23 protein-coding genes are annotated in these 26,623 nt (G+C 36.5%); 10 read left to right on the forward strand and 13 right to left on the reverse strand.

Annotation, left to right across the window (positions count from 1 at the left end; genetic code table 11):
* Position 1: 1 nt before the first annotated feature.
* Positions 2 to 1,669, reverse strand: a complete 1,668-nt coding sequence (gene pafA / locus BXY82_RS15140; RefSeq protein ID WP_133759062.1) for an alkaline phosphatase PafA — start codon at positions 1,667 to 1,669, stop codon at positions 2 to 4.
* Between the two features lie 113 nt (positions 1,670 to 1,782).
* On the opposite strand from pafA, the gene BXY82_RS15145 reads away from it, so the two are divergent.
* Both BXY82_RS15145 and BXY82_RS15150 read left to right on the forward strand, forming a co-directional pair.
* The gene (locus BXY82_RS15145) at positions 1,783 to 2,520 is read left to right on the forward strand and encodes an MlaE family ABC transporter permease (protein WP_133759063.1); all 738 of its coding nucleotides are present in this window, start codon (positions 1,783 to 1,785) and stop codon (positions 2,518 to 2,520) included.
* Positions 2,520 to 3,287 (forward strand): ABC transporter ATP-binding protein, encoded by a 768-nt coding sequence (locus tag BXY82_RS15150; protein WP_133759064.1) that lies wholly within the window; start codon positions 2,520 to 2,522, stop codon positions 3,285 to 3,287. Before BXY82_RS15145 ends, BXY82_RS15150 begins: the two co-directional genes overlap by 1 nt.
* Before the next feature lie 51 nt (positions 3,288 to 3,338).
* Here BXY82_RS15150 and BXY82_RS15155 read toward each other — a convergent pair whose 3' ends face one another.
* The 3 genes from BXY82_RS15155 to BXY82_RS15165 form a co-directional block, all read right to left on the reverse strand.
* The gene (locus BXY82_RS15155; RefSeq protein ID WP_133759065.1) at positions 3,339 to 4,811 is read right to left on the reverse strand and encodes a DUF389 domain-containing protein; all 1,473 of its coding nucleotides are present in this window, start codon (positions 4,809 to 4,811) and stop codon (positions 3,339 to 3,341) included.
* 91 nt (positions 4,812 to 4,902) lie between these two features.
* Positions 4,903 to 5,982 (reverse strand): mannose-1-phosphate guanylyltransferase, encoded by a 1,080-nt coding sequence (locus tag BXY82_RS15160; protein WP_133759066.1) that lies wholly within the window; start codon positions 5,980 to 5,982, stop codon positions 4,903 to 4,905.
* Positions 5,983 to 6,086: 104 nt separating this feature from the next.
* Positions 6,087 to 6,689 carry a SprT-like domain-containing protein gene (locus BXY82_RS15165; protein ID WP_133759067.1) on the reverse strand — a complete coding sequence of 201 codons (603 nt, stop codon included), beginning with the start codon at positions 6,687 to 6,689 and terminating at the stop codon, positions 6,087 to 6,089.
* Positions 6,690 to 6,874: 185 nt separating this feature from the next.
* Here BXY82_RS15165 and BXY82_RS15170 point away from each other — a divergent pair, with 185 nt between their 5' ends.
* The 5 genes from BXY82_RS15170 (at position 6,875) to BXY82_RS15190 (ending at position 10,987) form a co-directional block, all read left to right on the forward strand.
* Complete coding sequence (locus BXY82_RS15170; protein ID WP_133759068.1) at positions 6,875 to 7,783, forward strand: DnaJ C-terminal domain-containing protein; 909 nt, start codon at positions 6,875 to 6,877, stop codon at positions 7,781 to 7,783.
* Positions 7,780 to 8,073 carry a chaperone modulator CbpM gene (locus BXY82_RS15175; RefSeq protein ID WP_133759069.1) on the forward strand — a complete coding sequence of 98 codons (294 nt, stop codon included), beginning with the start codon at positions 7,780 to 7,782 and terminating at the stop codon, positions 8,071 to 8,073. The genes BXY82_RS15170 and BXY82_RS15175 overlap by 4 nt, the downstream gene beginning before the upstream one ends.
* A gap of 341 nt (positions 8,074 to 8,414) precedes the next feature.
* Positions 8,415 to 9,002 carry a YceI family protein gene (locus BXY82_RS15180; RefSeq protein ID WP_133759070.1) on the forward strand — a complete coding sequence of 196 codons (588 nt, stop codon included), beginning with the start codon at positions 8,415 to 8,417 and terminating at the stop codon, positions 9,000 to 9,002.
* A gap of 30 nt (positions 9,003 to 9,032) precedes the next feature.
* Positions 9,033 to 10,301, forward strand: coding sequence for a TonB-dependent receptor (locus tag BXY82_RS15185; RefSeq protein ID WP_133759071.1), 1,269 nt, complete (start codon positions 9,033 to 9,035; stop codon positions 10,299 to 10,301).
* A gap of 101 nt (positions 10,302 to 10,402) precedes the next feature.
* Positions 10,403 to 10,987, forward strand: a complete 585-nt coding sequence (locus BXY82_RS15190) for a YceI family protein (protein ID WP_133759072.1) — start codon at positions 10,403 to 10,405, stop codon at positions 10,985 to 10,987.
* A gap of 70 nt (positions 10,988 to 11,057) precedes the next feature.
* Here the strand turns inward: BXY82_RS15190 and BXY82_RS15195 are convergent, their stop codons facing one another.
* Complete coding sequence (locus BXY82_RS15195) at positions 11,058 to 11,432, reverse strand: DoxX family membrane protein (RefSeq protein ID WP_133759073.1); 375 nt, start codon at positions 11,430 to 11,432, stop codon at positions 11,058 to 11,060.
* A gap of 112 nt (positions 11,433 to 11,544) precedes the next feature.
* On the opposite strand from BXY82_RS15195, the gene BXY82_RS15200 reads away from it, so the two are divergent.
* Entirely contained in the window at positions 11,545 to 12,216 is a 672-nt protein-coding gene (locus BXY82_RS15200) for an RNA polymerase sigma factor (RefSeq protein ID WP_133759074.1), read from the forward strand.
* A gap of 120 nt (positions 12,217 to 12,336) precedes the next feature.
* Here the strand turns inward: BXY82_RS15200 and BXY82_RS15205 are convergent, their stop codons facing one another.
* The 8 genes from BXY82_RS15205 to porU all read right to left on the reverse strand — a co-directional run bounded on the left by BXY82_RS15205 (position 12,337) and on the right by porU (position 23,249).
* Positions 12,337 to 12,885: an HAD family hydrolase gene (locus BXY82_RS15205; RefSeq protein WP_243835865.1), complete on the reverse strand. Its 549-nt coding sequence runs from the start codon at positions 12,883 to 12,885 to the stop codon at positions 12,337 to 12,339.
* A 2-nt stretch (positions 12,886 to 12,887) separates the two neighbouring features.
* Entirely contained in the window at positions 12,888 to 13,571 is a 684-nt protein-coding gene (locus tag BXY82_RS15210; RefSeq protein WP_133759075.1) for an SDR family NAD(P)-dependent oxidoreductase, read from the reverse strand.
* Positions 13,564 to 14,556 carry a M28 family metallopeptidase gene (locus tag BXY82_RS15215; protein ID WP_133759076.1) on the reverse strand — a complete coding sequence of 331 codons (993 nt, stop codon included), beginning with the start codon at positions 14,554 to 14,556 and terminating at the stop codon, positions 13,564 to 13,566. The genes BXY82_RS15210 and BXY82_RS15215 overlap by 8 nt, the downstream gene beginning before the upstream one ends.
* Positions 14,557 to 14,667: 111 nt before the next feature.
* Positions 14,668 to 16,338 (reverse strand): pyruvate dehydrogenase complex dihydrolipoamide acetyltransferase, encoded by a 1,671-nt coding sequence (locus BXY82_RS15220; RefSeq protein WP_133759077.1) that lies wholly within the window; start codon positions 16,336 to 16,338, stop codon positions 14,668 to 14,670.
* Between the two features lie 3 nt (positions 16,339 to 16,341).
* Complete coding sequence (pdhA, locus tag BXY82_RS15225) at positions 16,342 to 17,340, reverse strand: pyruvate dehydrogenase (acetyl-transferring) E1 component subunit alpha (RefSeq protein WP_133759078.1); 999 nt, start codon at positions 17,338 to 17,340, stop codon at positions 16,342 to 16,344.
* A gap of 200 nt (positions 17,341 to 17,540) precedes the next feature.
* Positions 17,541 to 18,023, reverse strand: coding sequence for a cytidine deaminase (cdd, locus tag BXY82_RS15230; RefSeq protein WP_133759079.1), 483 nt, complete (start codon positions 18,021 to 18,023; stop codon positions 17,541 to 17,543).
* A gap of 103 nt (positions 18,024 to 18,126) precedes the next feature.
* A complete protein-coding gene (gene porV, locus BXY82_RS15235; protein ID WP_133759080.1) occupies positions 18,127 to 19,329 on the reverse strand; it encodes a type IX secretion system outer membrane channel protein PorV in 1,203 nt (400 codons plus the stop codon).
* Positions 19,330 to 19,388: 59 nt separating this feature from the next.
* Complete coding sequence (gene porU, locus BXY82_RS15240) at positions 19,389 to 23,249, reverse strand: type IX secretion system sortase PorU (protein ID WP_133759081.1); 3,861 nt, start codon at positions 23,247 to 23,249, stop codon at positions 19,389 to 19,391.
* Positions 23,250 to 23,573: 324 nt separating this feature from the next.
* Here porU and gldJ point away from each other — a divergent pair, with 324 nt between their 5' ends.
* On the forward strand, positions 23,574 to 25,244 hold the full coding sequence (gldJ, locus tag BXY82_RS15245; RefSeq protein WP_133759082.1) for a gliding motility lipoprotein GldJ: 1,671 nt from the start codon (positions 23,574 to 23,576) through the stop codon (positions 25,242 to 25,244).
* 70 nt (positions 25,245 to 25,314) lie between these two features.
* Positions 25,315 to 26,592 (forward strand): UDP-N-acetylmuramoyl-tripeptide--D-alanyl-D-alanine ligase, encoded by a 1,278-nt coding sequence (locus BXY82_RS15250; protein ID WP_317128601.1) that lies wholly within the window; start codon positions 25,315 to 25,317, stop codon positions 26,590 to 26,592.
* The last annotated feature ends 31 nt before the right edge of the window (positions 26,593 to 26,623 follow it).

Here is a 26,623-nt window from a genome sequence, read left to right on the forward strand (position 1 = left end):
TCTAATCCAATACAAAATCTAAAGGTTGGCCCGTTGCGGCATTAGGAAAACTTATACCTAAAATAGCCGACATAGTAGGCGCAATATCCGTAATATTAGTTTTTTTGTAAGTCTCGCCCTGTGCTATACCATGACCAAAAAACAGTAACGGTACATGTGTATCATAATTAAATGACGACCCGTGAGTAGACCCTGTCATACTGTATGAAATGACCGCAGGATCTAGGATATAAATGACATCTCCCGAACGCTTTTGGTTATAGCCGTTCTGTATCAATTGTTCTATGCCTGTTACAAACGAAGTTTGGGACATAGACTGGCCTGTATATGCCTTATCAATATGTGGATAGGCAATAATTTCATTTACAATAGCTTGCTGAACATCTTCAAGCTCCAACCCCATTTCTGATAGTTTTAATCTATTTAGGAAGATTTGATTGTTGCTAATGTTCTCAATTAGATCCTCATCTTTGTATGCCGTTTTTAAAAACGCATATAAACGTTCTTTAAACACTCTCCCATCAAAATAACCTGCTGGAATATTAAGGCTTTGTAAATATGCGGGCACCTCCACTGCGGCATGGTCTGCGGTAAGAAAAACAGTGTAATTACCTTTCCCTACCTTAGCATCCAAACCTTTAAATAAGCGTTCCAAATCTTTATCAAGACGGAGATAGGTGTCTTGAATTTCTTTGCTATTAACCCCAAAATTATGACCTACATAATCTGGACTTGAAAAACTAACAGCCAATACGTCTGTAAATTCATCCTTCCCTAATGCTTCGCCATCTATGGCCGCTAAGGCAAAATCAGTAGTGATACTATTACCATAAGGCGTAGCCTTAATTATATCGAGATACCCATTCTTTTCTTTTAATGCTTTTAAATCGTACGGAAACGTGGCGCCATCCTTTCCGTTAAAACCACCCTCAAAAGTATTTTCATCAGGCCCACTCTCTGTATAGGTTGTTATATCATATAAAGTATTCCATACTTTCATATAGGATTCTGCCTTGTTGGAAGCATTAAATGTTTGGACCCATTGTGGTAATTCATTCATGTAATAGTTGCTCGTAATCCAACGTCCCTCATCTGCCCCATGAAACCAATAGGCTGCGTTTGCGGTATGACCAGCCGGAAGAATAGCGCCTCTATCTTTAAGTGCAATGCCTATTGATTTTCCTCGCATTTGGGTAAAAAGTCTATTTTCATCTCCAAATGTGGTGGTTTTCATGCGTCGTGGCGACATTTTACCTGCAACGTGAGCAGTACCAATGGGTTCTACCGAATCATCCCCAGCACAATACACTGATTTTAAAATATCTTTATCATACCAATTATTCCCTATAATGCCATGGTATTTTGGCGTTGTACCTGTATACACTGAAGCATGTCCAGGACCTGTATAAGTTGGCACATAATTAAAGTGATTATTTTTACAATTGAAGCCCTCATTCATCATTCGTTTAAAGCCACCATCACCATACTTATCATAAAAACGGGTCAGGTAATCATATCGCATCTGATCTACAACAATACCCACTATTAATTTTGGTTGCGTGTTAATAGTAGTACCTTTGTTGGACTTGTTTTTAGAAGTATTTTGTTGTGCTTGAATATTGGCTACAAAAAATAAACTTAGAATAATGCTCAAGAGAATGGTTTTCATTTTAATCAAGTTGGGTTAGATATTCAAAAATACAGCTTTTTGAAATATCAAAAATTTAAATAAAGGTTAAATACAACACAGTTTTTTTTACTTTAGCAGTAATAAAATTTAATATGAGCTACCTACATAGTATTGGTCAATATTTTTTGATGATAAAGGCGATGTTCCACAAACCCACGAAGTGGTCTGTAATGCGACACCTTATATTTAAAGACATTGATGATTTAATCATCAACTCCATTGGCATTGTTTCTTTTATCGCGTTTTTTGTTGGTGGTGTTGTAACCATTCAAACGGCTTTAAATATGACGAATCCTCTCATCCCCAAAACTCTTGTAGGTTTCGCGACACGACAATCGGTCATATTAGAATTTGCGCCTACTTTTATCTCGATAATTATGGCGGGTAAAGTAGGTTCATTTATCACCTCCAGTATCGGGACAATGCGCGTAACAGAGCAAATTGACGCTTTGGAAGTTATGGGGATTAATGCTATTAATTACTTGGTCTTTCCAAAATTTGTGGCACTAATGTTATATCCGTTTATCATTTCTATTGCCATGTTTTTAGGTATCCTTGGCGGAATGGCAGCTTGTGTTTTTGGTGGGTTTGCATCTTTGGATGATTATATTGCAGGTATACAATTGGATTTTATTCCATTTCATATGCTGTATGCGTTTGTAAAGACCTTTGTATTTGCGTTCTTATTGGCAACTATTCCGTCCTATCACGGGTTTTTCATGACAGGTGGAGCCTTAGAAGTTGGTAAAGCCAGCACCACCTCTTTTGTATGGACCAGTGTGGCAATTATCCTTCTCAACTATATTTTAACCCAAATGATGTTAAGCTAATGATTGAAGTTAATGATATTCATAAATCTTTTGGTGACTCTAAAATATTAAAGGGTATTACCACTGTGTTTGATAAAGGAAAAACTAACCTCATCATTGGGCAAAGTGGTTCAGGTAAGACTGTGTTTTTAAAAACGTTATTAGGATTATATACTCCTGAACAAGGATCTATTGTGTATGATGGTAGAAACTATTCTGATTTGTCATCCGATGAGAAAAGCGACTTAAGAGCTGAAATGGGTATGGTTTTTCAAGGTAGCGCGTTGTTTGACTCTATGACTATTGCGGAAAATGTTATGTTTCCATTGCGAATGTTTACGAAACAGAGCAAAAGCGAAATGCAAGATCGGGTAGATTTGGTACTTAAAAGGGTAAATCTTGGAGACGCACATAAAAAATTACCCAGTGAAGCTTCAGGTGGGATGCAAAAACGTGTTGCCATTGCTAGAGCTATTGTAAATAAACCAAAGTATTTATTTTGTGATGAACCCAACTCGGGACTAGACCCTAGAACCGCTACGGTAATTGATAACCTGATTCAGGAAATTACTCAAGAATATGACATTACCACAATCATTAATACCCATGACATGAACTCAGTAATGGAAATTGGTGAAAAGATTGTGTTTTTAAAAGACGGACTTAAAGAGTGGGAAGGTTCCAATAAGAATATATTTAAAACTGATAATGAAGCGGTTACCGGCTTTGTTTACTCTTCAGACTTGTTTAAACGGGTACAAAAAATGTATTTGGAAGAAGACTTATAGTCGGAATTCTAACAAAATATTATATCTAAAATTCAAGCCCACGTTCAACATTTATCTTTGACGTTTAACAACCAGAGAATCCATTTTATATTTTTGTTTTAACCAACGCTTCAATTTGACTTGCTCTTTAGCTATGTCCTCCTCTTTAACATTCTTATTCCAAGTTACCGTAAACTCAGAAATGGTATCTAACTTTTTGAAATTAGACGAAATAACGCTGGAATATGATAATCTATCAATATTTTCATAATTGATTTTAACCTCCTTAGTCAATTCTTCAAACGGAATTTGTAGGGCTTCATATTTAGATAATTTCCTAACCTTATCTTCTAAAAATACAATCTTCTCATTTTGAGATAATAAATCTAAGGAGTCTCGATATCGCAATTGCGACATATACCTCAAATTATCTAAATTCTTTGATCGATTTTGATTAAACTTCAATGTGGCATTGGCAAGAGCAGGATAATCTTTTAAACGACTTCTTAATACAGAAATGGTACTTTCAGGAATTTGGTCCAATCCAAAACTATTAAATTCCAACACTGATGGTTCACCTTTTACATCTGAAAATTTATGAACTGCGTTAGACTTAATATAATCGGCATGTGGTAAGCCTTCCAATTCATTCTTAATAAATGCGCGTGCTTCATTTTCAAATTTACTTTGGCGCCACACATCTATAAACGTAATTATAGCTGGAATCATTACTATGACAGCTACGACGGTAGCAATTCTAGACGTGCGTTTTCGCTTTGCTGAATTGGCATATTTCAACATTGGAAACCCTAAAATTTTGACAACAATAAAAGTTGCCAAGGCTATAAAAATAGTATTGATGGTAAAGAGGTACATAGCCCCAAAAAAGTATGGAAAATTACCCTTTGCCAAACCGTATCCAGCAGTACACAGTGGCGGCATTAATGCTGTTGCAATAGCAACACCAAAAATCACGGACGCAATGGTCCCTTTCTTAGTTCGAGCAATAATTAAAGCCAATCCTCCAAAAAACGCAATCATCACATCGCGGATATCGGGCTTTACACGCCCGAGCAACTCAGAAGTATCTTCGCTTAAGGGAAAGAATTTAAAGAATAAAAAAGCCGTAGTCAAACTCAGCACAATCATGATAACCAAATTGAGCAGCGAGCGTTTTAAGGTATCAATATCATTAATGGCTATAGAAAGACCCACTCCCAATATTGGGCCCATTAAGGGAGAGATTAACATGGCTCCAATAACAACCGCAGCGGAATTGGCGTTTAGACCTATAGAAGCCACAAAAATAGAGCAAATCAGAATCCAAGCTGTAGCACCTTTAAATGGAATATCACCTTTAATAGCGGCCAAGGTAGCATCTCTATCAGTGTCTTCTCGAAAATCCAACAATTCACTGAAAAACTTTTTTATGCTTACCCATAAACCCTGTGCATCTTTTTTTACAGCCTTTTTAGAAGCATCAACTGCTTCATCTTGTTCTTTAGATTTTTCTTCCTCTGAAAAGTTGAACTTATTTTCTTCCATTAATTCAATTATTGGGCTCTTACTATTATACCAAAATACTATCTAAAAATTGTTTTGCAAAAGTATTCCTTCAGATAATCCATAGCGTGTATTATCCGTAATTTTCACCGTAGGTATCCTTCACTTTTTGTAAAACTTGCTTAATATCTTGTTCTTTTGACTTTGGGAATATAAGCAAAACTTCGTCTTTATCAACAATGATATAATCTTTTAACCCGTCTACTACCACAATCTTATCAGCCTTGGTTCTGATCATATTTCCTGAGGCGTCTTCAGTTAATGCTCTAGCGTTTACCACAGCATTCTCACTCTGATCCTTGTCGAGTTTATCATATAGGCTACCCCACGTGCCTAGGTCATTCCAATCAAACTCAGCTGGCAATACATAGACATTTTCAGATGATTCCATGATGGCATAATCGACTGAAATATTTTCTGATTTGTCATAATTTTCAGCAATAAACAAATCTTCATCTTGAGTATTATAAATGTTGATTCCCTTTTCAAAGAGGTTGAATAATTCAGGTTGATGAAATTGAAACGCCTTGATTACACTTGTAGCACTCCACATAAATATACCGGCATTCCACAAAAAATTGCCTTGACTAATAAAACTCTTCGCGGTTTGATAATCTGGTTTCTCTCTAAATTGACGCACCTGCTTAATGTCTTCCTTGGATGATTTGTCATACTCAATATATCCATATCCTGTATTAGGGAACGTAGGTTGAATCCCTAAGGTCATTAAGGCATCATTACGTTCACAAAAGTCAAAGGCTTGTTGCACATTTTGAGTGAATTTTGATTCGTCTTCAATCCAATGATCACTGGGGGCTACAATCATAACCGCATCTGGATTTTCTTTTTGGATTTTTAACGAGGCGTATAAAATGCAAGGCGCTGTATTACGCATTGCAGGTTCCAATAACACCTGACGTTCAGTAACACCCGGCAATTGCTGAAACACCAGATCTTTATACATAGCATTTGTAAGGATAAAAATATTCTCTTTGGGTATCAACTTTGAAAGGCGCTGAAATGTCTTTTGTATTAGAGTATCTCCTGTTCCCAACATATCGTGAAACTGCTTTGGAAAATCCTGAGTACTTACAGGCCAAAAACGCGACCCTACTCCTCCTGCCATTAATATGGCGTAATAATTACTATTCATTATGTCTTTTTTTTAGTCCTAAAAGAACTCTATCGTATTTAATTTTTTAAACCTTAGCTGTTAGTATCAAAGTGGTCAGGCGGATCAATATTTAAGAACTTTGATTATACATTATTGATCAATTCCACTTCCGCATTTGGGTTGAAAAGATACAACTTTCCTGATGCAACCTCAACACCTTCATAACGCGTTCGTCTTTTAAGGCCTTTTTTAAATATCCGTCCATTATAAAGTCTAAATTTATGCCCTAATGGAACTTCAAAAATATAGGTTTTATCGTTAGGAGGGTCAAATTGTTTCAGTGCCAATGCCAATGCTATATCCGTATCACTACTCGCCTTTGGGTTTTTAAAGTGTCGCGCCAATAGCGGTAAGAGTTCATGTGGAAATACATTAGGATTTAAGAATGGTAACATTAATTTTTGAAAGGTATGCTTCCACTCCTTTCCGTGAGGCTTTATATGCCGCCCATAAGTATTGAAAGCCTCAAAATGTGCGATTTCATGAATCAATGTTATTAAAAAACGATAATGATTGAGGTTAGAGTTAATAGTAATTTGATGTTTGTTATTTGGCAATTTCCTATAATCACCATGTCTCGTCTTGCGCTCACTCTTAATTTTAACCACTAAATTATCATGCTTTAAAAGCCCTATAACATCAGGAATTGCCTGATACGGAATGTATTCTTGAAGCGTATTGTGCATAGTGGCAAAAATACAAGAATTAGGTATATTCTATAAAGATTTTTGTAATTTTAGATATGTAATTGACTTTATACGAATAGCGAGGCTACATGTAGAAAGTTAATAAAACAAACAAATGAATATTAGCTCATAAATTAAGTTAGAAATCCTTACACTCGAATCTTATAAATAACAACAAAGGCTACATGGCATTTATAGATTACTACAAAATACTAGGCATTGACAAATCAGCCACTACGGCTGAAATCAAGAAAGCCTACCGTAAATTGGCACGCAAGTACCACCCTGATGTCAACCCAAATGACAAGGCTGCTGAAAAAAAATTTAAGGAAATCAATGAAGCAAACGAGGTACTGAGCGATAAAGAAAAACGCAAGAAATATGACAAATATGGCAAAGACTGGCAGCATGGTGATGCTTATGAACAGGCACAACGCCAGCAACAGTCGCAACGCCAATACCAGCGTCAAAGCACCGGAGGATACGGAGGCGGCAACTTCTCTGGCGACGACTTTTCAGATTTCTTTGAATCAATGTTTGGCGGAGGTGGCTCAACAAGAGGACGCGGAAGCACTGCAGGTTTTAGAGGTCAGGATTTTAATGCGGAGTTGCAGCTCGACTTAAAAGATGTGTATGAAACGCACAAAAGAGTGCTGACAGTTAATGGAAAGAATATAAGATTAACGATTCCAGCGGGCGTTGAAAATGGCCAAGTAATAAAAATCAATGGAAAAGGCGGTCCAGGGGTTCATGGCGGACCAAATGGAGATTTGCTGATTCAATTTAATATTAGCAATGCTACAAAATTTAAAAGAGATGGCTCTAATCTCTATGCTACAGAAGTTATTGATCTTTATACTGCTGTTTTAGGAGGTGATGTGACTGTTAATACATTTGATGGCAAAGTTAAGTTGAAGGTGAAACCAGAAACTCAAAATGGTACCAAGGTAAAACTTAAAGGCAAAGGCTTCCCTATTTATAAAAAGGAAGGTCAATTTGGCGACCTCTATATTACCTATGATATTGCCGTGCCTACAAACCTTTCTGTTAAAGAAAAAGAACTGTTTACAGAACTTAAAAATTTGAGATCATGAGTACAGCAACATATATCCCTTTAAAAACCTTGTGTACACATTACAAAGTTGAAACCACCTTTTTTCAAGATCTAAATGAATATGGCCTTATAGAAATAACAACTATTGAGCAAGCACCTTGCATCCACCAGGATCATATAAAAAATTTAGAATCTATGGTGCGTTTGCATCAAGATTTACACATCAACCTTGAGGGCATCGATACAGTAATGAATTTGCTCGATAAAATCCATCATTTGCAGGAAGAACTCAAAACTGTCAAAAACAGATTACGGATTTTTGAAGAGTAATTCTTAGTCGCTCTATCATCTTTCTATAATTATTATATGCATATACACATATGATATCTACACATAATACAAATAGTAAGCTGCCGTTGATGTAACTTTTAGCACTCCCCTTTTTAACAATATTTCACTTAAATTTCTGGGTTGCACCCAACCCTTAAAGTCATACGTATAAGCAAGCAGTAGTTCTCTTCTCCAGTTTTATATTACCTGCCAAATTATCAAAATACGATAGTTCATTTTAAATATAATTGAATTGATCTCGGTTTTTGTATATGATATTTATCATTATTTAAACTTTAGTTATTACAGAACTTTGCAGTATAATATTAATACATACTGTTATGACTACTACAAAATCTATCGTAAAAAATTTAGGAACATTTTTAATCTTGCTCCTATTGGCAACACCTCAAATTTATGCACAAACATATAACCTTGATAATTCAGCGTCTAAATTAACGGTATCTGGAACTTCTAGTTTACATGATTGGGATATTGATGCCGAGCAACAGAAAGGTCAAATTGTATTGAACAGTGCTACTGAAATGACCATTGAGAAACTAACACTTCAAGTAACCGCTGAGAGCCTAAAAAGTGGCAAAAGCGCAATGGACAAGAACACTCATAAAGCTTTAGACACTAAGAAGCATAAAACAATTTCATTTCAACTTACTGAGGTCAAAAACATGAAAGCTACAGGAGCTGACAATTATAAAGTTGACGTTGTTGGAAACCTTACCATTGCAGGGGTCACCAAAAAACAACAAATCAGTTTAGACATGCATGCAACCGCAGCCAAAGTAAAATTAAAAGGCAAAAAAGCATTCAATATGAGCGATTTTGGCATTGATCCTCCTAAAGCCCTATTGGGAACGATAACCACTGGAGATCAAGTAACCATTACATTTCAAACCATTTTAAATAAATAAACAACCAGAATATTAAATAAAACCTAGACTATGAGAACACTAATCAAAAACTCAGCAATCGCATTTGTACTTCTTGCAGGAGTTACAACTTATGCTCAAAAAGACAATAGAAGTATTGATAATTATAGAGAGCCAAATAAAAATGGAATCAATGTATTTGAAGCCGTAAAAGACACCACCTCTACCTTTGAAAATGTAAAAGTAAGAATTGGCGGCTCATCTACACTACAATTTCAAGCCATTGACCATGAAAACTCTGGAGCAGTAGAATTGGTTGAAATTGGTTCAAATTTCAACCTTGCTACAGCAAATTTAGATTTAGACGTGGCGTTATATGATGGTATTAGAATGCATCTACGCACATATCTGTCTTCACGACACCATCCAGAACCGTATGTAAAAGGCGGATACTTTCAAATTGACAAACTAAACTTCATCAAAGAAGGGTTTATGGAAGATTTCATGAAGTACACCACAATTAAAGTTGGACACATGGAAAACAATTATGGTGATGCCCATTTTAGAAGAACAGATAACGCACAAGCTATCTACAACCCATTTGTTGGAAACTTAATTATGGATGCTTTTACTACAGAAGTAGGTGCAGAGGTGTATTACCAACGTAATGGATTTATTGGGATGCTTGGATTTACCAACGGGAAATTGAATCAAGCGGTTGATAACCCTGATACCGGAGGCGCTTCATTTTTGGCAAAATTAGGCTATGACAAACAAATCAACGATGATTTACGATTCAGATTAACAGGGTCTCTATATAATACTGGTAAGGTTGCTACCTCTTATCTTTACAGTGCAGATAGAGCAGGTTCAAGATATTACTTAGTTCTCGAACCAACCGGATCAAGAACATCTAGCGCTTTTAGATCTGGACGCTACAACCCTAACCTTAAAAATAGTATTACGGCAATTATGTTCAATCCTTTTGTTAAATATAAAGGCTTAGAGTTCTTTGGAACTATTGAATCTTCTACTGGAAAAGGAAATGCTGAACCTGAAGATAGAACAGCAAATCAATTTGCTGGTGAATTAATCTACAGATTTGGAAATGATGAAAACTTCTTTATTGGAGGACGTTATAATAAAGTAGATGCAGAGGATATTAGTGGTAGTGATGTTGAAATATCAAGAGTCCAATTGGGTGCTGGATGGTTCATGACTAAAAACATTCTTCTTAAGGCTGAATATGTTAACCAGAAATATGATGGATTTGGTAACGGAAGCATCTTTGATGAAGGTAAGTTTAACGGACTAATGGCTGAGGCTGTAATTAGTTTCTAATAACACAAGTTGCATTTAGCAAACCTCAATATTTTAGTCATCCACTAAATAATTGAGGTTTGTTTTTTTATAAATATATTGTACCCCAAAATTCGAGAACCATGAAAAGATTACTCTATTTGTTACCCTTATTGGTTTTAGTTTCCTTTACTGGGTTAGAGACTGTAAATAACAGCACCTCTGTCCGTATCACGCCTCAAAGTAAGTTACACATTAAAGGCACTAGTAATGTTACTGATTTTACCTGTCAATACAATATTAAAAACCTTAACAAACCTATTCGCATCCATTACGTAAGTACTGCAGATGTCATCAAATTTAAAAAATCAGAATTAATTTTAGAAAACTCTGGGTTTGATTGTGGTGGAAAAGGCATAAACAGAGATTTTCACGATTTATTAAAATCAAACACCTATCCTGAAATTACACTCAGTTTAAAACAGATTAAACTAAAACCAGATACAAAGAATATTGCTGATGCTACGGTTCAGATTGAAATTGCCGGACAAAAGCACACGTATCATATGGAAACAAAATTCCATAAGGATAACGGGTGGCATATTTCTGGTGTGTTGAAATTAAATATTAAAGACTTTCAGCTTGAAGCTCCTAAAAAAATGTTAGGGCTAATTGTCGTTTCAGAAGAAATTGAGATTAATTTTAAATTGGTGGTTGAAGAATGTTAGATTTTACCAATACGCATATTTAAAGACATAACTCTCATGCCACAATCACACAGAAATTATCATCCGCTTCTTAATTGCTCGTTTTCACTTCTGATAGCTTAGCTAGTGAAAACGCCCCAATTGCCATAACAATATCTCTGACTGCGACATCTAAATAGGAGCCACTTAATATTAACGTTAAGGCGATTAATACCAACCAGAGGGACACGAGATATGCTCCAAACTTGGTCTTTGTAAACACCAAAACGCCTGCTACTATTTCAATTACCCCAACAATCATCATAAATACTGAAGGCTCAAATGGCAACATAGCTACCATACTTTCTGAAAGATATTGTGACCAATTAGTCAATATGTTGGTGAATTTATCTAATCCCGCTACTATCGGAACAAGTCCAAAAGTGTATTTCAAAAGGGTTTTTACAAACTGTACATTTGATTCCATGATTCTTAAGTTTTAACATTTCTACAATCTTTTGATAGGAATTCACTAAAAAGGATACAAAATGTTGTAACTTTTTTGTGTTTTAGCTATCTAAAACTAAAATCAAGGCATTATGGAAGCGCTACACATCAATAGTTTAAACCATCAAATAATAACAGATGCTGAAATTATCAGACGGATTCTATCCGGAGAAAAAGAACTGTTTGAGATTCTAGTCCGGAGAAACAACCAAAAATTATTTCGAGTGGTCAGAAGTTACTTAAAGGATGAAGCTGACATTGCTGACATAATGCAAAATAGCTATATAAAGGTATTTACCAAGCTGTATCAATTCAAATTAGAATCCTCATTTTCAACTTGGCTCATACGCATTGCTATTAACGAGGCTTTAGCAAGACTAATGGAGAAAGGAAAAGTTTATCATATTAATGAACAATCTGAACGTCTAAATAAGAATAGCATCTTAGAAATACCTGATAATAGGCAAATGAATCCACAGCAAAAGATGATACACAAAGAAGCCAAACTCCTGTTGGAAAACGCCATTGATCAATTAGACACCAAATACAGGGTGGTCTATATGATGCGAGAGGTAGAAGACATGAGCCTGCAAGATATTGCAACAACATTAGATTTATCTTTGGCTAATGTAAAAGTGCGCTTGCATCGATCAAAAGCGATGCTAAAAAACAAACTCTTTGAAATTTCAAGTGATAAAGATATTTTCGAATTTGGAAACAGCAAATGTGATCGGATTACGGAATATGTGATGCAGAATATTTAATTTAGACAGAGATATACAAGTTATTTAGCGTTCGTCTATCATCTTTAAAAGTTCAGACATAGAATTAAAAGTTCGTGTGGCCTGCCCTTGTAGTTCATTATGGTAATCATGTGCTGTATATCAAAACACGTCAAAGCCACCATTTTTAGCAGCCGTTACGCCTGTTAAACTATCTTCAATTACCACACACTCATCAGGTTGAAACCCCATCGTTTCAGCAGCCCATAAAAAGACACTAGGATCAGGCTTCCATCTTTTTATGGCGAAACAACTAAACATACGGTTTTCAAAATAGGGCAGTAACCCAGTGAGCTCCAAATTCAATCTGATTTTATTTTCTGGTCCGCTAGACGCTACACAAAAAGGAAGTGTCAATTGTTCCAAAACTTCAGTAACACCCTCTACTGGTTTAATATTATTTTTAAACGATTCAAAACTGCGCGTTCTGAAAATTGGAATAAAATCATCAGGCAACCTTTCAGGAATTAAATTTGCAATTTGTTCCAAGCAACGGTGAATGGAGGCGCCTTTAAAATGTTTTAAAGCATATTCTAGATTGATATTGGCGCCGAGTTCATTGGCCATATCTACCAGAACTTTGTTGGCAATAGACTCACTGTCTACCAACACCCCATCGCAGTCAAAAATAACACACTTATATTGGGACATTCCTAAGGTGTAGAATTTGAAACTTGAAGCAATTTTCCATTAAAAAACTTTTGGCCTTTTAATGAAAAATCAACAATATAATCGGCTATTTCTTCTGGTGTGATTGGTGCTTTATATCCAGGAAAAGCTTCTTCCAACATTTCGGTTTGAACCGCCCCTAATGCTAATACATTAAAAGAGATGCCAGATTCTTTATATTCTTCCGCAAGCAATTCTGTTAAGGTAATCACCGCTGCTTTACTAGAACTATAGGCAGCAAGACCAGCAAACTTCATACTGCCTTGAACGCCACCCATTGAGCTCATGGTTACTACATGACTGTTTTTAACCATATATGGAATTAAAAGTCGTGTCAATTCAGCCACCCCAAAAACATTGGTGCGATATACTTCTTCAAAATCGCTAACCGTAGTTTTAGCAAAAGGCTTATTTAGTACCATTCCTGCATTGTTGATGAGCACATCCACATATGCCCAATGTTCTTTGATGTGTTCTTCTACTTTTAGGTAGGCTTCTGCATCACCTAAATCAAAACAAAAGGCAGTTACATTTTTTAATTTCAAGGCTTTTACAGGAATATCATTTCTAGACAATGCCAAAACCTGATGTCCTTGCTTTGCGAATAATTTCACCAATTCGAAACCTATGCCTCTACTTGTACCTGTAATAACGATATGCTTACTCATTCATTTTAATTTCTTGGGTTGTTGTATTGCTCATGGTTTCAAAGGCAGGAATCAACCTGTTTACCAAATCGGCCATAAATTCATAATCCATTTTGTCGGCTTCATCACCAACTTTATGGTAATGGTCAAAATTAGTAAAATCGAAGGTAGAAATGGCATGTGCCGGCGTGTTAAAAGCTTTAAAAAACGAATAATTATCAGAGCGATAAAACAACTGGAATTCTTTGGCTTTGGGCAGTAATCCTAATAAGTTATAATCTACATACTCATTCATTTTAGACGCCATGTTAGATAGATCATATCCAGTAAAATAGGCCATATATGCTTTATCAACCATTGGGATTCCAATCATTTCAAAATTAATCATGGTATATAGGTTAACATTCTGTTCTTTTAATCGTGCTGCCAAATGTTTAGACCCCAAAAGGCCCATTTCTTCACCAGAATACAATGTAAAGAGAATGCTGCGTTTATTATTCTTCTTAGTGGCGAAGTAACGCGCCATGGCTAAAACAGCAGCAACTCCAGTAGCATCATCATTTGCGCCATTAGCAATCGAGTCTCCATCTACAGATTTTATTATACCAACATGGTCATAATGTGCACCAAGAATAATAATTTCATCTTTCAAAACTGGATCGCTGCCTTCAATGAAGCCCACAACATTGTAAGCATCCAAACCCTTTGCCATATAATGATCGCGATAGGTTTCAAAATACGGTTTTACGTTATATGACTTTAATTTTTTCTCAATATAAGTGGCGGCTTTTTCAATACCTTCTGAACCTGTTGCGCGACCTTCCAATTCGTCAGACGCCAAATAGTAGACGCTTTCTTTAAGTTCATCACTGGTGACAAAATCTAAAGACTTTGTCGTATGTTCAACAACAGCAAGATCTTTTATACCGGAGTTGGGAGATTCCTGAATTTTGCTTTTACAGGACAGGCATACTAAAAGGACACCAAAAAAGAAACTATTTTTCATAGGATTTTTATATTTGATTGAAAGGTAAAAAAAATCCTGCTTCTTACATAGAAACAGGATTTTACTATTGTTATACCAATCCCTTAAGCTGCGCTTGGGGATGGTTTTGGATTATACCAACATCGTTACCGGATTTTCAATAAACCCTCTTAAGGTTTGAAGGAATTCCGCTCCAGTTGCACCATCAACCGTTCTGTGGTCACATGCCAATGAAAGTTTCATGGTATGGCCAACAACGATTTGTCCATTTTTTACCACAGGCTTCTCAATAATAGCGCCTACAGATAAAATTGCCGAGTTGGGCTGGTTAATGATTGATGTAAAACTCTCAATACCAAACATTCCTAAGTTAGAAACTGTAAACGTACTACCTTCCATTTCTTGAGGTGTCAATTTCTTGTTTCTTGAACGTTTTGCGAAATCTTTAACAGCCGCTCCAATTTGAGGTAAACTTTGCTCATTGGCAAACTTAACAACCGGCACTACCAATCCGTCTTCAACAGCCACTGCTACACCAATATGTACGTGATTGTTTAAGCGCATTTTATCAGCATACCATTGCGAATTTACTTGAGGATGTAATTTTAACGCCAAGGCACATGCCTTAACAATCATATCATTGTATGAGATTTTTGTATCTGGAATAGAATTAAATTGCTCTCTAAAAGCAATCGCATTGGTCATATCCAACTCTACGTTCAAATAGTAATGTGGCGCAGTAAATTTAGATTCAGCCAAACGTTTTGCAATCACTTTACGCATTTGCGAATTTGGTTTCTCATCAAAATCCTCTTGTCCGGTAGGTACAAATTTACCCGCAGTTGCTGGGGAGGTAGCTCCAGGAGTAAAGTTTTCGATATCGCGTTTAATGACACGTCCGTTTTCTCCAGATCCTTTCACCTCAGATAAATTGATTCCTTTTTCTTCAGCCATTTTCTTAGCTAAAGGTGACACAAATACGCGACTAGCGTCAGTACTTGTTGACGAAGCTGTAGCTGATACCTCTTTCCTCTCTTCTTTTATTGGTGCACTTGCTGCTTCTTTCTTAGGAGCCACAGTAGCGTCCGCTTTTTTAGGCGCTTCTTCTTTTTTCTCAGAACCTTCTGATTTGAAATTTTTCGCAATTGCTTTTCCGTCAGTTCCTTCAGGGCCGATAATTGCTAATAAAGAATCAACTTTTGCTGTTTCACCTTCTTGCAATCCTATATAAAGAAGGGTTCCAGCCTGGAACGATTCAAATTCCATCGTTGCTTTATCTGTTTCGATTTCAGCAAGGATATCTCCTTCTTCAACTATATCGCCTTCTTTTTTAAGCCATGTTGCTACAGTTCCTTCTTCCATAGTATCACTTAATCGTGGCATGGTAACAACCGTAACACCTTCTGGCAATTCATTAGAAGTTTCTTCTTTTGGAGTTTCCGCCTTAGGAGTTTCTTCTTCATTACCAGAATCAGATGATTCAGCCTCAGCAGATGCGTCAGCTTTTGACGTTTCTTCCTTTTTATCTGAATTACCACCATCTATTAAAGCAGAGATGTCTTCTCCTTCTTCTCCAATAATAGCCAATAATTCATCAACCTTTGTGGTTTCTCCTTCTTTGATACCAATATATAGCAATGTTCCTTCATGAAAAGATTCAAATTCCATCGTGGCTTTATCTGTTTCAATTTCAGCCAATATATCGCCCTCTTCAATCTTATCTCCAACTTTCTTTAACCACGTTGCCACAGTTCCTTCTTCCATGGTATCACTCAAACGTGGCATATTTATTACTTCTGCCATAGCTTATATTTTGTGTTGTATAAATGGATAATCTTCTTGGTCATAAACCACATCATACATGACGTTCTTGTCAGGATAAGGAGATTCGTCAGCAAATTTTTCACATTCTGCAACACGTTCCTTTACACGTTTATCGATTTTCTTAAGATCGTCTTCTGTAGCGTATTGCTCTTCAAGAATGATATCTTTAACTTGCGTTATAGGATCTATTTTCTGATACTCAGCAACCTCATCCTTAGTTCTATAGTGTTGCGCATCACTCATGGAGTGACCTCTGTATCGGTATGTTTTTAACTCTAAGAATGTAGGTCCGTCTCCACGTCTTGCACGTTGGATAGCCTCATCAAAAGCTTCAGCAACTTTTACCGGATTCATACCATCCACTGGTCCACAAGGCATTTCATACCCTAATCCAAGTTTCCAAATATCTGTATGGTTAGCCGTACGGGCTACTGATGTTCCCATAGCATAACCGTTATTTTCACATACAAATACTACAGGTAGTTTCCACAACATAGCCAAGTTGAATGCTTCATGCAAAGAACCTTGACGTGCAGCACCATCACCAAAACAACAAAGGGTAACAGCATCACTACCGTGATATTTATCTCCAAAAGCGAGACCCGCTCCTAAAGGAATTTGACCACCTACAATACCATGGCCGCCATAAAAACGATGCTCTTTAGAAAAAATATGCATTGAACCACCAAGACCTTGGGAAGTCCCTGTTGCTTTACCATATAACTCAGCCATCACACGTTTTGGATCTTCACCCATCCCTATTGGCTGAACGTGATTACGATAAGCTGTAATCATTTTGTCCTTGGTCAGGTCCATGGCGTGCAAAGCACCAGCCAATATTGCTTCCTGTCCGTTATACAAGTGAAGAAAACCTCTTACTTTTTGTTGAATATAGACTGCAGCAAGTTTGTCTTCAAACTTTCTCCAGAACAACATGTCTTCATACCATTTGAGGTAAACCTCTTTAGTTATTTTTTGCATTTGAAATAATTTCTAAAAAATTAAATACATCCTTAAATTTAGTGAACTTAAGCCCCCTATCTTAGTGGTATTAGGTCAATTGTTCCGTCGTCTGATCTTTTTTTATCCGCACAATTAATGAACATCACTAAACAATTAACAAAAGTAACACTTTAAGCAGTAATGAAAAAACTGAAAATCGTAAAATTTATACGAAAACGTTATAGAAAAGATTTATCAAAGACTAAAGGCAAAAGATTAGCTAAAGAATGTGATTTTACAACCTTACCCTTCTCTCCCATAAAAAACAATTCAATAGGGTGATCCTGCTTTACCTCATATTCTGCTATAGATTGTCTGCAAGCCCCGCATGGCGGAATTGGCGCATCGGTAGTTTTATTTCTAGACCCCGCGATAATAGCCATCCTTAACATGGTCACACCAGGATACTGGGCACCAGCATAAAAAATGGCCGTGCGCTCCGCACATAATCCTGAAGGGTATGACGCATTTTCCTGATTGCTGCCGGTAACAATTTTATTATTTTCTAAAAGGATAGCGGCACCAACACTGAAATTAGAATAAGGCGAATACGATTTGTCCCGAGCTTCCATGGCCTTTTTCATTAGCGCAATCACATCATTTGGAAGCTCTTCTAAATTATCATAAACAGTCAGTAGGGATTCTATTTTAATTTCCTTCATAAGGTGTATATCTATTATTAAAATTACGATACTTTTCGAGACAAAAAAACTATTGCTGTAATGAACAATAGTTTTTTTGTAAACGGGTATGTTTCAATTCGTACTAAAATTCACTGTACTCACCATCTCCAAAGTTAAAGGTCAATGAAAATCGCAATGTGTTTTCTAGTGGACTTTGAACTTTTGAAGCTGAGAACAGGTACGACATATCAATATTAATTGTAGTGTATTTAAAGCCGGCTCCTAAGGCGAAAAACTTACGAGCGCCTTTATCTTCGCTTTCATTAAAATAACCTGCTCTAAAGGCAAAGGAGTCTTGGTATTTATATTCTGCACCGAGCGCCCAGGTAAATTCCTTCATTTCTTCACTAAAACCGTTTGGTGCATCACCAAAAGACTGAAAAACACCAGTAAGGAATCCTACATCCTGAGATTTACCTTTTACAATATATGTTGGCTCTTCATCCGCCTGCTGCCCCGGCTCTCCGTTAGTTTCATCATAACCATAAAGTGGTGGTGTTGGCACTAACAATTTAGTGACCTCAGCTGTTACTGCCAAGGTATTATATTCATCAAAAATAAAATCGAAACCGCCACCCAGTCTTAAGTTGGTAGGCAAAAAGTTTTCACGACCTCCGTCATCATATTTGATTTTAGGACCTAGATTTTGTAGCGAAAAACCGAAACGGGTTCTCCCATTAAAATCGCCGTAAGCCTCTTCTTCACCCTGATAAAACCCAGAAATATCAACGGCAACGGAACTTCCTGCGTTTGCTGAATTATCTAGTGCTTGTATTTTTAAGTCTGAACGTAAATAACGTAAGCCTACAGCCATAGAGAATTGATTTGACAACCGCAACGCATAAGAGGCATCAATGGTCATCTCATTAGGTTTAGCTATTAGTGCTTCAGAAAATTCATCTTGGACCAATTCTATTTCTCCCAAACTGAAATACTTAAAACTTACCGCAAACGCACTTCGCTCATTAAGCCTGTTAAAATAGGTAATGTTTCCCAAGAAAATATCATTTACCAATTTACTTAGATAAGGTGTGTAACTTACGCCTAACCCTGATTTTGATTCAGAAAACGCATACTTTGATTGATTCCATTGCTGAGAAAACGCGTCTACTGAAGTTGCAACTCCAATATCTCCCATTCCGGCAGCTCGGGCATCTGCTGCGATCAATAAGAACGGAACCGCTGTAGTGATAACCGACGTTTGGTTTTCAAATATGACCGTTTCTTGTGCTGATGTAAAATTACAAACAGTTAGAGCAATAAGGACTAGTACGATTTTTTTCATATAAACTTGAGTATCAAAACAGGCGTTTGCACACCTGTGTGTTTAACAAATATAAATTATTATTGTAATATGACAAGTTTTTGAATCTTCTCAACTTGCTTATTTAATTGACTGGAACGCACTTTAAGTTTATAAACATAAACGCCTTTTCCTATTTTATCTCCAAAATCATCACGACCATCCCACACAATATCCCGTGATAATGATGATGCGCCATCATTACAACAACTCCCGGTATTTGTTTGGGCATTTAGGGTTTTTACCAATTTACCTGAGACGGTGAATATTTGTATTGAAACGTCTAAAGGTTGTGAACTATTGTGATTGAACCAAAATTCTGTATAATTAATGAATGGATTAGGGTAATTTAGAACGTTTTCAATCTTTAATTCCTGATCTTTATCATGCACCACAAATTGAATTTCAGAAACACTTGAATTATTATAGACGTCCCAAGCCTTTAAAGTTAAAGTATGTAAACCTGGTTCTAGATCTCGTAAACCATAAGACACCTCTCCCTTGGTATAGTCATCTATTTGCGCCTTGTAATAGTCGTTAAGAACAAAAGGATTTGTTTCATCACCATCAATAATTGCAATGATATCATGACCAATACCACTGGCCGTATTGATGCCATTACTATCTTCTAACTTCGCCAAGAGCGTAGGCGCTTCATTGGTAATACCGCCGGACACAAAATTTTCGTCATTCATATAAAGCTTAATTACCGGACCGGTATTATCCATTTCAGCAGCCTTATTGATACCTCCAACCATAATATCAAAACTGGCTCCTGCCTGATCCTGAAGTGGCGTTTCTGTTTGGGCATAAAAACTAACTTTTCCCTTGCCCACCGGTACACCGATATCTCTGGGTACCACAAATTCAAAACTAAACACCCCATTGACTACTGTAGCCTGTCCAATAAACAGTTTTTCTCCTAAGGTTGTAAAGTCCATTTTAATCTTTTGCCCGTTTTGCGTGACATTGTCATTACCCAAAGTTTGACGCTTAATTACCTTATCAAAAATAGTGGCCGATACGACACCATTATATGTTGTCATTAACTGCCCTGAAGGATCTAGCACTTCTCCTGACATTTTAATTTTGCTCAAAGCTTTAAGCGTATCATTGGTTTGCCCTAGAGGCTTATCATTAATCTTAGTCAGTTGAATATTAGGTTTGGCAAAGGCAAGCTTCATGGCTGGATCACCAATATAGAATACTAAGCGTCTTTGTTGGTTACCAGAAATGGAAGGATCATTCTTTGTTAACCTTAAGGCTTCTGCCATAGACGGCTGATTGTTTGCCTCAAAACCGAACAGATACTTTTCCAATTTCACATTAAAAGTCACCCCTACATTCACAAAAATTTGTCGTGTGGTTGTTATCAAACCGATGGCGCCACCATTGGTATTCCAGTAGGTATATTCTCCTGCGGTTGGACGATACGGATTGTCAAAACGAGTGTATTCACAGGTTACGGTTACAAAACAATGAAATTTACACGTGTTACGAACATCTTGTGAATCATTTTTATCAAAAATACGTTCAGACGCTAGCCCATCTTCACCACCATGGCCAAAATAATTGACCACTAAGGCACCTACCTCAATAGCATCCTTTACTGTTTTATTGACATCAGGATAACGCTCTCCACTTGCAGATGCTTGCTGTTGAAACGCATCAGAATGAATTTTTACCACATTTAAGAACGGCTTCTCCGTAGTGATCGTGTTTCCAATATCATCCGTGGTTTCCTGTAGCACTTTCTCCCAAGCCTCATCCACATCATCAGATATAAAAACAACATTATTTCTCCAACTCCCGTAAGAACGCTCATTATAATACAACTCAATTTTATCAACCATTTCTTTGGCACGTTGCGGAGTCTCTACCAAAATCCTTCCTACAGCAATGTCTAGCTTGTTTGAAGACCCCATATCTCCTTCATTACCATCCATCATCCCAAAAAAATCATCAGACACAAAAGCGTTGGTCAAACTGAAACTGTCCAAGGAATGCCAAGACGGAACAATATTAGTATTGTTGGGAATTCTATCTTTATAATCAAAAGAGGCATCACCAAATAAACAGACATACTTAAGCCTTTTATCTGAGCTGCTCGCATTATGATACACATACCTCACCAGATTTCTAATAGCAGCAACATCTTGATTGCCTGAACTAAATTCAGTATAAATGTCATTCAACGTGACTACCTTCACATTGAGGTGGTTCTGATCTCTGTTAATCTGTGCTAACCGTTCAGCCTGTGATACCAAGTTATCAGGACTTATGATAAGGTAGTCAATATCTTTAAATTGACCTTGATCATCCTTAAACAATAGGCCTTTCAGATTTTGGTTGGCTACTTTTGAGTTAGTATCTCGTAAAGGGTCATAATAATTAGACGGCGTAAGCGCAACGTAAGATTTGGAAGTCCCGGAAACAGATTTAAAATTTAGTATTTGCTTGTTTTCAGTATTGAGTATGCTCGCCACGTTGTATTTGTCAGTAATGTCCCATATTTCAGAAACTGCAGACGCATTAGCTAGCTGATATTCCACAACACCTGCCGTGTTTGCAACCTGTTTATTTTTAAATCGAAATTGTTTACCTTCAAAAGTTAAGCTTCGCGTGGCTTCAATTGAAATATAATCCAAATACGCGTTTGCGGTGGGATTAGCTGCATTATTATATGTCAATTTTACGCTCACCTCCGGAGAATTTAAGTTGACCTTGTCAGTATAAGATCGACCATCAGCCAATACAGGTGTTCCTATTGGTGAAAACGAGAGATTTGAGACCTCTGTCTCATTGACTTTGATTGCCATAGATGTTGGCACTTCAGAGGTTGATGCAGCATACACTTTAACATGAGCAGGCTCAGTAGTGATAAGATTTGGGAAACTAAATTTGAATTCTTTTTGGTTTTCAACATCAAATCGATCTCCAAACCAACGTCTTCCAACACGAACAATATTAAATTCATCCACTTCATGAAACTGGTAGTCCTGAAAGGAATTAACAATATAATTCGCAGCGGCTGTAGGCTGTGGCAATGGTTGAATACGTTTCCCTAAACCACCACCATATGTGATAAAATAATAACTTTTGTCAGTAAATATATTATGATTGGTATTACTATCTGTATTATAGCCAGTTGGTCCTTCTGCATAAAACAGAATGAAATCACTATTATTAAATTCGCCGTCATCTTCTCCTACAACCTTTATTGCGTTCTCTGTCAAATCTAGAGGATAAGGCTCATCATTTCGCAATGGCAGCATGGCCCCACCATTACCATAAATCTTAATTGTTCTCGGATCTATAGAGTTTGTATTGAGGCCAAGGCTATTTAAAAAGCTTTTTGACAATTTAAAAACTCCTGACTTATCTACATAAAATCGATGCCAATTGCCAGAACTTAATACAGAATTGATAATGCCTTGCGGATTGACCGTTGGACCACCTGCTCTATAACCCATCGTATTATAGGTAATAGAAAAAGATGTGATTTTTTTGTACATCCCATTGTCATATATAATAGGTGTCAATTCGAGATAAGCGTGCATTTTATTCCTCGCAGTTACATTTTCAAACTGGAAGACTGGTTTTTTAGGTATAGTTTCTAAGGGATAGGATTTAAGATCATTTGCAGACATATTGACGTAAGTCACGTTTTTCAATGTAACGGTACGCGCATCAATAAGAACCTCTGATGGCCATTGGGAAAAATATTTAAGTCCAGTATGGACATCAAAACTATAATGATCTTCATCAAACGATGGCACAGTTATTTTTGAATATGCCGTCTCCAACACCACCGAACCATCCCAAGAAATTTCAAAATGTTTCTCTTGAGCATAGCTATAAGTCACTATAAAAATAAAAATAAGCCGCAAGGTAACGTTCATCAGTTAATTCAATTTGGTCAAAAAATAAGAATAATTTGGTGGCCTTCCTAGTTTTTAGACCGTGGTACATCATTAAAAAGTTAGATAATAAGTAAAAGGTGGTTTTAATGTTCAAAATTATAATTCAAAACTACAACAATAATAACTTTTTTTTGACGTTATTCAACAACTAAATACATCGACAAAACGGCTAAAAATCCGACGTTGTGTTCAAAAAAAGGGATGAAATGCAACTTTTTTTTAATCTATTTGCTAAAAACAGTTGTTAATTTCTCTTTAATTACTATATTGCGTCACTAAATTTAATCAGCTTACTTAAAAAGTATGGATATGAAAAACATCATTAACATAAGGATTGCATTTGCCCTAGTGCTATCTTTAGCAATGGTTGGGTGTAAAAGATCTTCTTCATCAAATGAGTCCAGAGCAACTGGCTGGAAGATAAATGATAAGAACGGAGGTTTTCAATACAACACCAATTTTAAAGAACAAGCAACATCCCCAGGTTTAGTTTTCGTAGAAGGCGGAACTTTTACTATGGGCAAGGTGCAAGATGACCCAATGCACGATTGGAACAACACTCCTAGTCAACTACACGTTCAATCTTTTTATATGGATGAAACTGAGGTGACTAATAAAATGTACCTAGAATACTTAGATTACTTAAAAAGAGTTTACCCTCCAGATGATCCTAATTACCGTTTAATTTATAATAGTGCATTACCGGATACGCTCGTTTGGAGAAATCGTTTAGGCTATAGTGAGATGATGACTGAGAACTATTTACGTCATCCAGGTTATGGTGAGTACCCTGTGGTTGGTGTAAGTTGGATTCAAGCTGTAGAATTTGCAAAATGGAGAACTGACAGAGTAAATGAACTATATTTAGAAGAAGCTGGTTATTTGAAGAGAGACGCAAGATTGACAGATGTTAGTGCGGATGCTACTTTTAACACTGACACTTATATTAACAGCCCAAGTTCTACGTACGGTGGTAATGCAGAAGTCCTTGAAGGTGGTAAAAAAAGGCCACAAACAGATGCTGAAGGTAATCCTATCAATATTTATGCAAAAAGAGAATCTGGAGTTGTATCTCCAGAGTACCGTTTGCCTTCTGAGGCTGAATGGGAATATGCGGCACTTGGTTTGAGTGAATTAAGAAATTACAACACCATTCGTGGTAGAAAAAAATACCCATGGAGTGGCCAATACACGCGTTCAGGAAAAAGAAAATCTAGAGGTGATCAATTAGCGAACTTTAAGCAAGGCAAGGGTGATTATGGCGGAATTGCAGGTTGGTCTGATGACGGTGCTGATATTACAAACGCTGTAAAATCTTATGCCCCTAACGATTTCGGAATTTATGACATGGCTGGTAATGTTGCTGAATGGGTTGCCGATGTGTACAGACCTATCGTGGATGATGAATTTAATGACTTTAACTACTACCGTGGAAATGTTTACACCAAAAATGCGATCAATGAGGATGGAACCGTTAAGGTTCTTACCACGCAAGATATTGTGTATGATACCTTAAGTAACGGAAAAATTGTACCAAGAAATTTACCAGGTGAAATTTTACAATTACCAATTACCAAAGATGATTCTTACTTAAGAACTAATTTTGATACGAGTGATAACAGAAACTTTAGAGATGGAGATAAGAGATCATCACGTTACTACAGCGATAACTTTGACGAAAGTGATGATGCATCTGGAACAAGACAGATGTACAATTCTCCAAATCATAGAGTAGAAGCTGATTCTACTGGAGCTTTAGTAAGAACTTACGATAAATCTAATGACAGAACTTCCTTAATAAATGATAATGTTAGAGTCTATAAAGGTGGTTCATGGAAAGACAGAGCATATTGGATTGATCCTGCACAACGTCGTTACTTCCCACAAGATATGGCAACTGACTATATCGGATTTAGATGTGCAATGTCTAGAGTAGGCTCAAAATCTAAAGGAAACAATAAATCAAGAAACTAAAATTTTATTATTGAATTTTAAAAGTCCTAACTTTACGTTAGGACTTTTTTGTTACTTTTATTTTATGAACATGGAAAGTCTTTACGCGCATTTTTTAGAATGCACCACGGTATGTACCGATACACGAAAAATTGAGAAGGATTGTATCTTTTTCGCATTAAAAGGTGACAATTTTGACGGCAATAAATTTGCAGAGCAAGCAATAGCGTCTGGAGCTAAATATTGTGTTATAGATGATAAAAATTATAAACTGGATGCGCGCTATTTAGTTGTTGAAGATACGTTGAAGGCCTTACAAGATCTGGCAACCTACCACAGGACCAAACTAAATATTTCCATCCTTGCACTTACTGGCAGTAATGGCAAGACTACCACAAAGGAATTGCTCAACGCTGTATTAACTAAAAAATATCACACGTCAGCCACCCTAGGCAATTTAAACAACCATATAGGCGTGCCACTCACCTTACTTCAAATGCATCAAGATATTGAATTAGGCATTGTTGAAATGGGTGCAAACCATCCTAAAGAGATTGAATCACTTTGTAAGATCGCGAGGCCCGACTATGGATTGATTACTAATTTTGGAAAGGCCCATCTGGAAGGTTTTGGCAGTGTAGAGGGTGTCGTTAAAGCTAAATCCGAGCTGTACGATTTTTTAAAGGAACATGAAAAAACAATATTTGTAAATGAAGATGACCCCTTACAAATCAAGCAAATAGCAGATTATCCTCATGTTTACAAATTTGGATCATCAAAGTGGTCAGATGCAAAGTTAGAACTGTTAAAATCACAACCGTATGTGAGCCTAACTTTTAATACAACAGTAATAAATAGTAAACTTGCTGGTTCCTATAATTTTAATAACATTGCAGTTGCCATAGCAGTAGGCGCTTATTTTGAAGTTAATAAAGAAGATATTATCAACGCTATTGAAACCTATACCCCCACCAATAATAGATCTCAAATTTTAGAAAAGGGAAGCAATAAAATTATAATGGATGCTTATAACGCCAACCCTACAAGTATGTTAGCGGCCTTAGAAAATTTCAAACAACTCCAACAAGACCATAAAATTCTTTTTTTAGGCGACATGTTTGAACTCGGCGACACCGCTAAAATTGAACATCAATTTATTGTAGATTATCTTGAAAAAAACAATTTAGGGACAGCACATCTAATTGGCAAAAACTTTTATCAAACAACCACAAAAAAAAATAACATTCTAAAATTCGAAACTTTTGATGATTTAAAATCAAATCTTAATTCTGATGAACTACAGCATTCGTTTCTATTAATTAAAGGGTCACGAGGCATGGCATTGGAGCGCATATTAGATCTTTTGTAAGGACTAAATTTCACTGATACACTAATTTATA

This window comes from Gelidibacter sediminis (assembly GCF_004364975.1).
Classification (GTDB): domain Bacteria; phylum Bacteroidota; class Bacteroidia; order Flavobacteriales; family Flavobacteriaceae; genus Gelidibacter; species Gelidibacter sediminis.

Coding starts and splice junctions, on each gene's coding strand:
- BXY82_RS15170 (WP_133759068.1), top strand. CDS start 6,875: ATGGCATTTATAGATTACTACAAAATACTAGGCATTGACAAATCAGCC.
- BXY82_RS15155 (WP_133759065.1), bottom strand. CDS start 4,811: ATGGAAGAAAATAAGTTCAACTTTTCAGAGGAAGAAAAATCTAAAGAA.
- BXY82_RS15180 (WP_133759070.1), top strand. CDS start 8,415: ATGACTACTACAAAATCTATCGTAAAAAATTTAGGAACATTTTTAATC.
- BXY82_RS15250 (WP_317128601.1), top strand. CDS start 25,315: ATGGAAAGTCTTTACGCGCATTTTTTAGAATGCACCACGGTATGTACC.
- BXY82_RS15215 (WP_133759076.1), bottom strand. CDS start 14,556: ATGAAAAATAGTTTCTTTTTTGGTGTCCTTTTAGTATGCCTGTCCTGT.
- BXY82_RS15150 (WP_133759064.1), top strand. CDS start 2,520: ATGATTGAAGTTAATGATATTCATAAATCTTTTGGTGACTCTAAAATA.
- BXY82_RS15195 (WP_133759073.1), bottom strand. CDS start 11,432: ATGGAATCAAATGTACAGTTTGTAAAAACCCTTTTGAAATACACTTTT.
- BXY82_RS15220 (WP_133759077.1), bottom strand. CDS start 16,338: ATGGCAGAAGTAATAAATATGCCACGTTTGAGTGATACCATGGAAGAA.
- cdd (WP_133759079.1), bottom strand. CDS start 18,023: ATGAAGGAAATTAAAATAGAATCCCTACTGACTGTTTATGATAATTTA.
- pafA (WP_133759062.1), bottom strand. CDS start 1,669: ATGAAAACCATTCTCTTGAGCATTATTCTAAGTTTATTTTTTGTAGCC.
- porU (WP_133759081.1), bottom strand. CDS start 23,249: ATGAACGTTACCTTGCGGCTTATTTTTATTTTTATAGTGACTTATAGC.
- BXY82_RS15190 (WP_133759072.1), top strand. CDS start 10,403: ATGAAAAGATTACTCTATTTGTTACCCTTATTGGTTTTAGTTTCCTTT.
- BXY82_RS15205 (WP_243835865.1), bottom strand. CDS start 12,885: ATGTCCCAATATAAGTGTGTTATTTTTGACTGCGATGGGGTGTTGGTA.
- BXY82_RS15165 (WP_133759067.1), bottom strand. CDS start 6,689: ATGCACAATACGCTTCAAGAATACATTCCGTATCAGGCAATTCCTGAT.
- BXY82_RS15175 (WP_133759069.1), top strand. CDS start 7,780: ATGAGTACAGCAACATATATCCCTTTAAAAACCTTGTGTACACATTAC.
- porV (WP_133759080.1), bottom strand. CDS start 19,329: ATGAAAAAAATCGTACTAGTCCTTATTGCTCTAACTGTTTGTAATTTT.
- BXY82_RS15160 (WP_133759066.1), bottom strand. CDS start 5,982: ATGAATAGTAATTATTACGCCATATTAATGGCAGGAGGAGTAGGGTCG.
- BXY82_RS15185 (WP_133759071.1), top strand. CDS start 9,033: ATGAGAACACTAATCAAAAACTCAGCAATCGCATTTGTACTTCTTGCA.
- BXY82_RS15200 (WP_133759074.1), top strand. CDS start 11,545: ATGGAAGCGCTACACATCAATAGTTTAAACCATCAAATAATAACAGAT.
- gldJ (WP_133759082.1), top strand. CDS start 23,574: ATGGATATGAAAAACATCATTAACATAAGGATTGCATTTGCCCTAGTG.
- BXY82_RS15210 (WP_133759075.1), bottom strand. CDS start 13,571: ATGAGTAAGCATATCGTTATTACAGGTACAAGTAGAGGCATAGGTTTC.
- pdhA (WP_133759078.1), bottom strand. CDS start 17,340: ATGCAAAAAATAACTAAAGAGGTTTACCTCAAATGGTATGAAGACATG.
- BXY82_RS15145 (WP_133759063.1), top strand. CDS start 1,783: ATGAGCTACCTACATAGTATTGGTCAATATTTTTTGATGATAAAGGCG.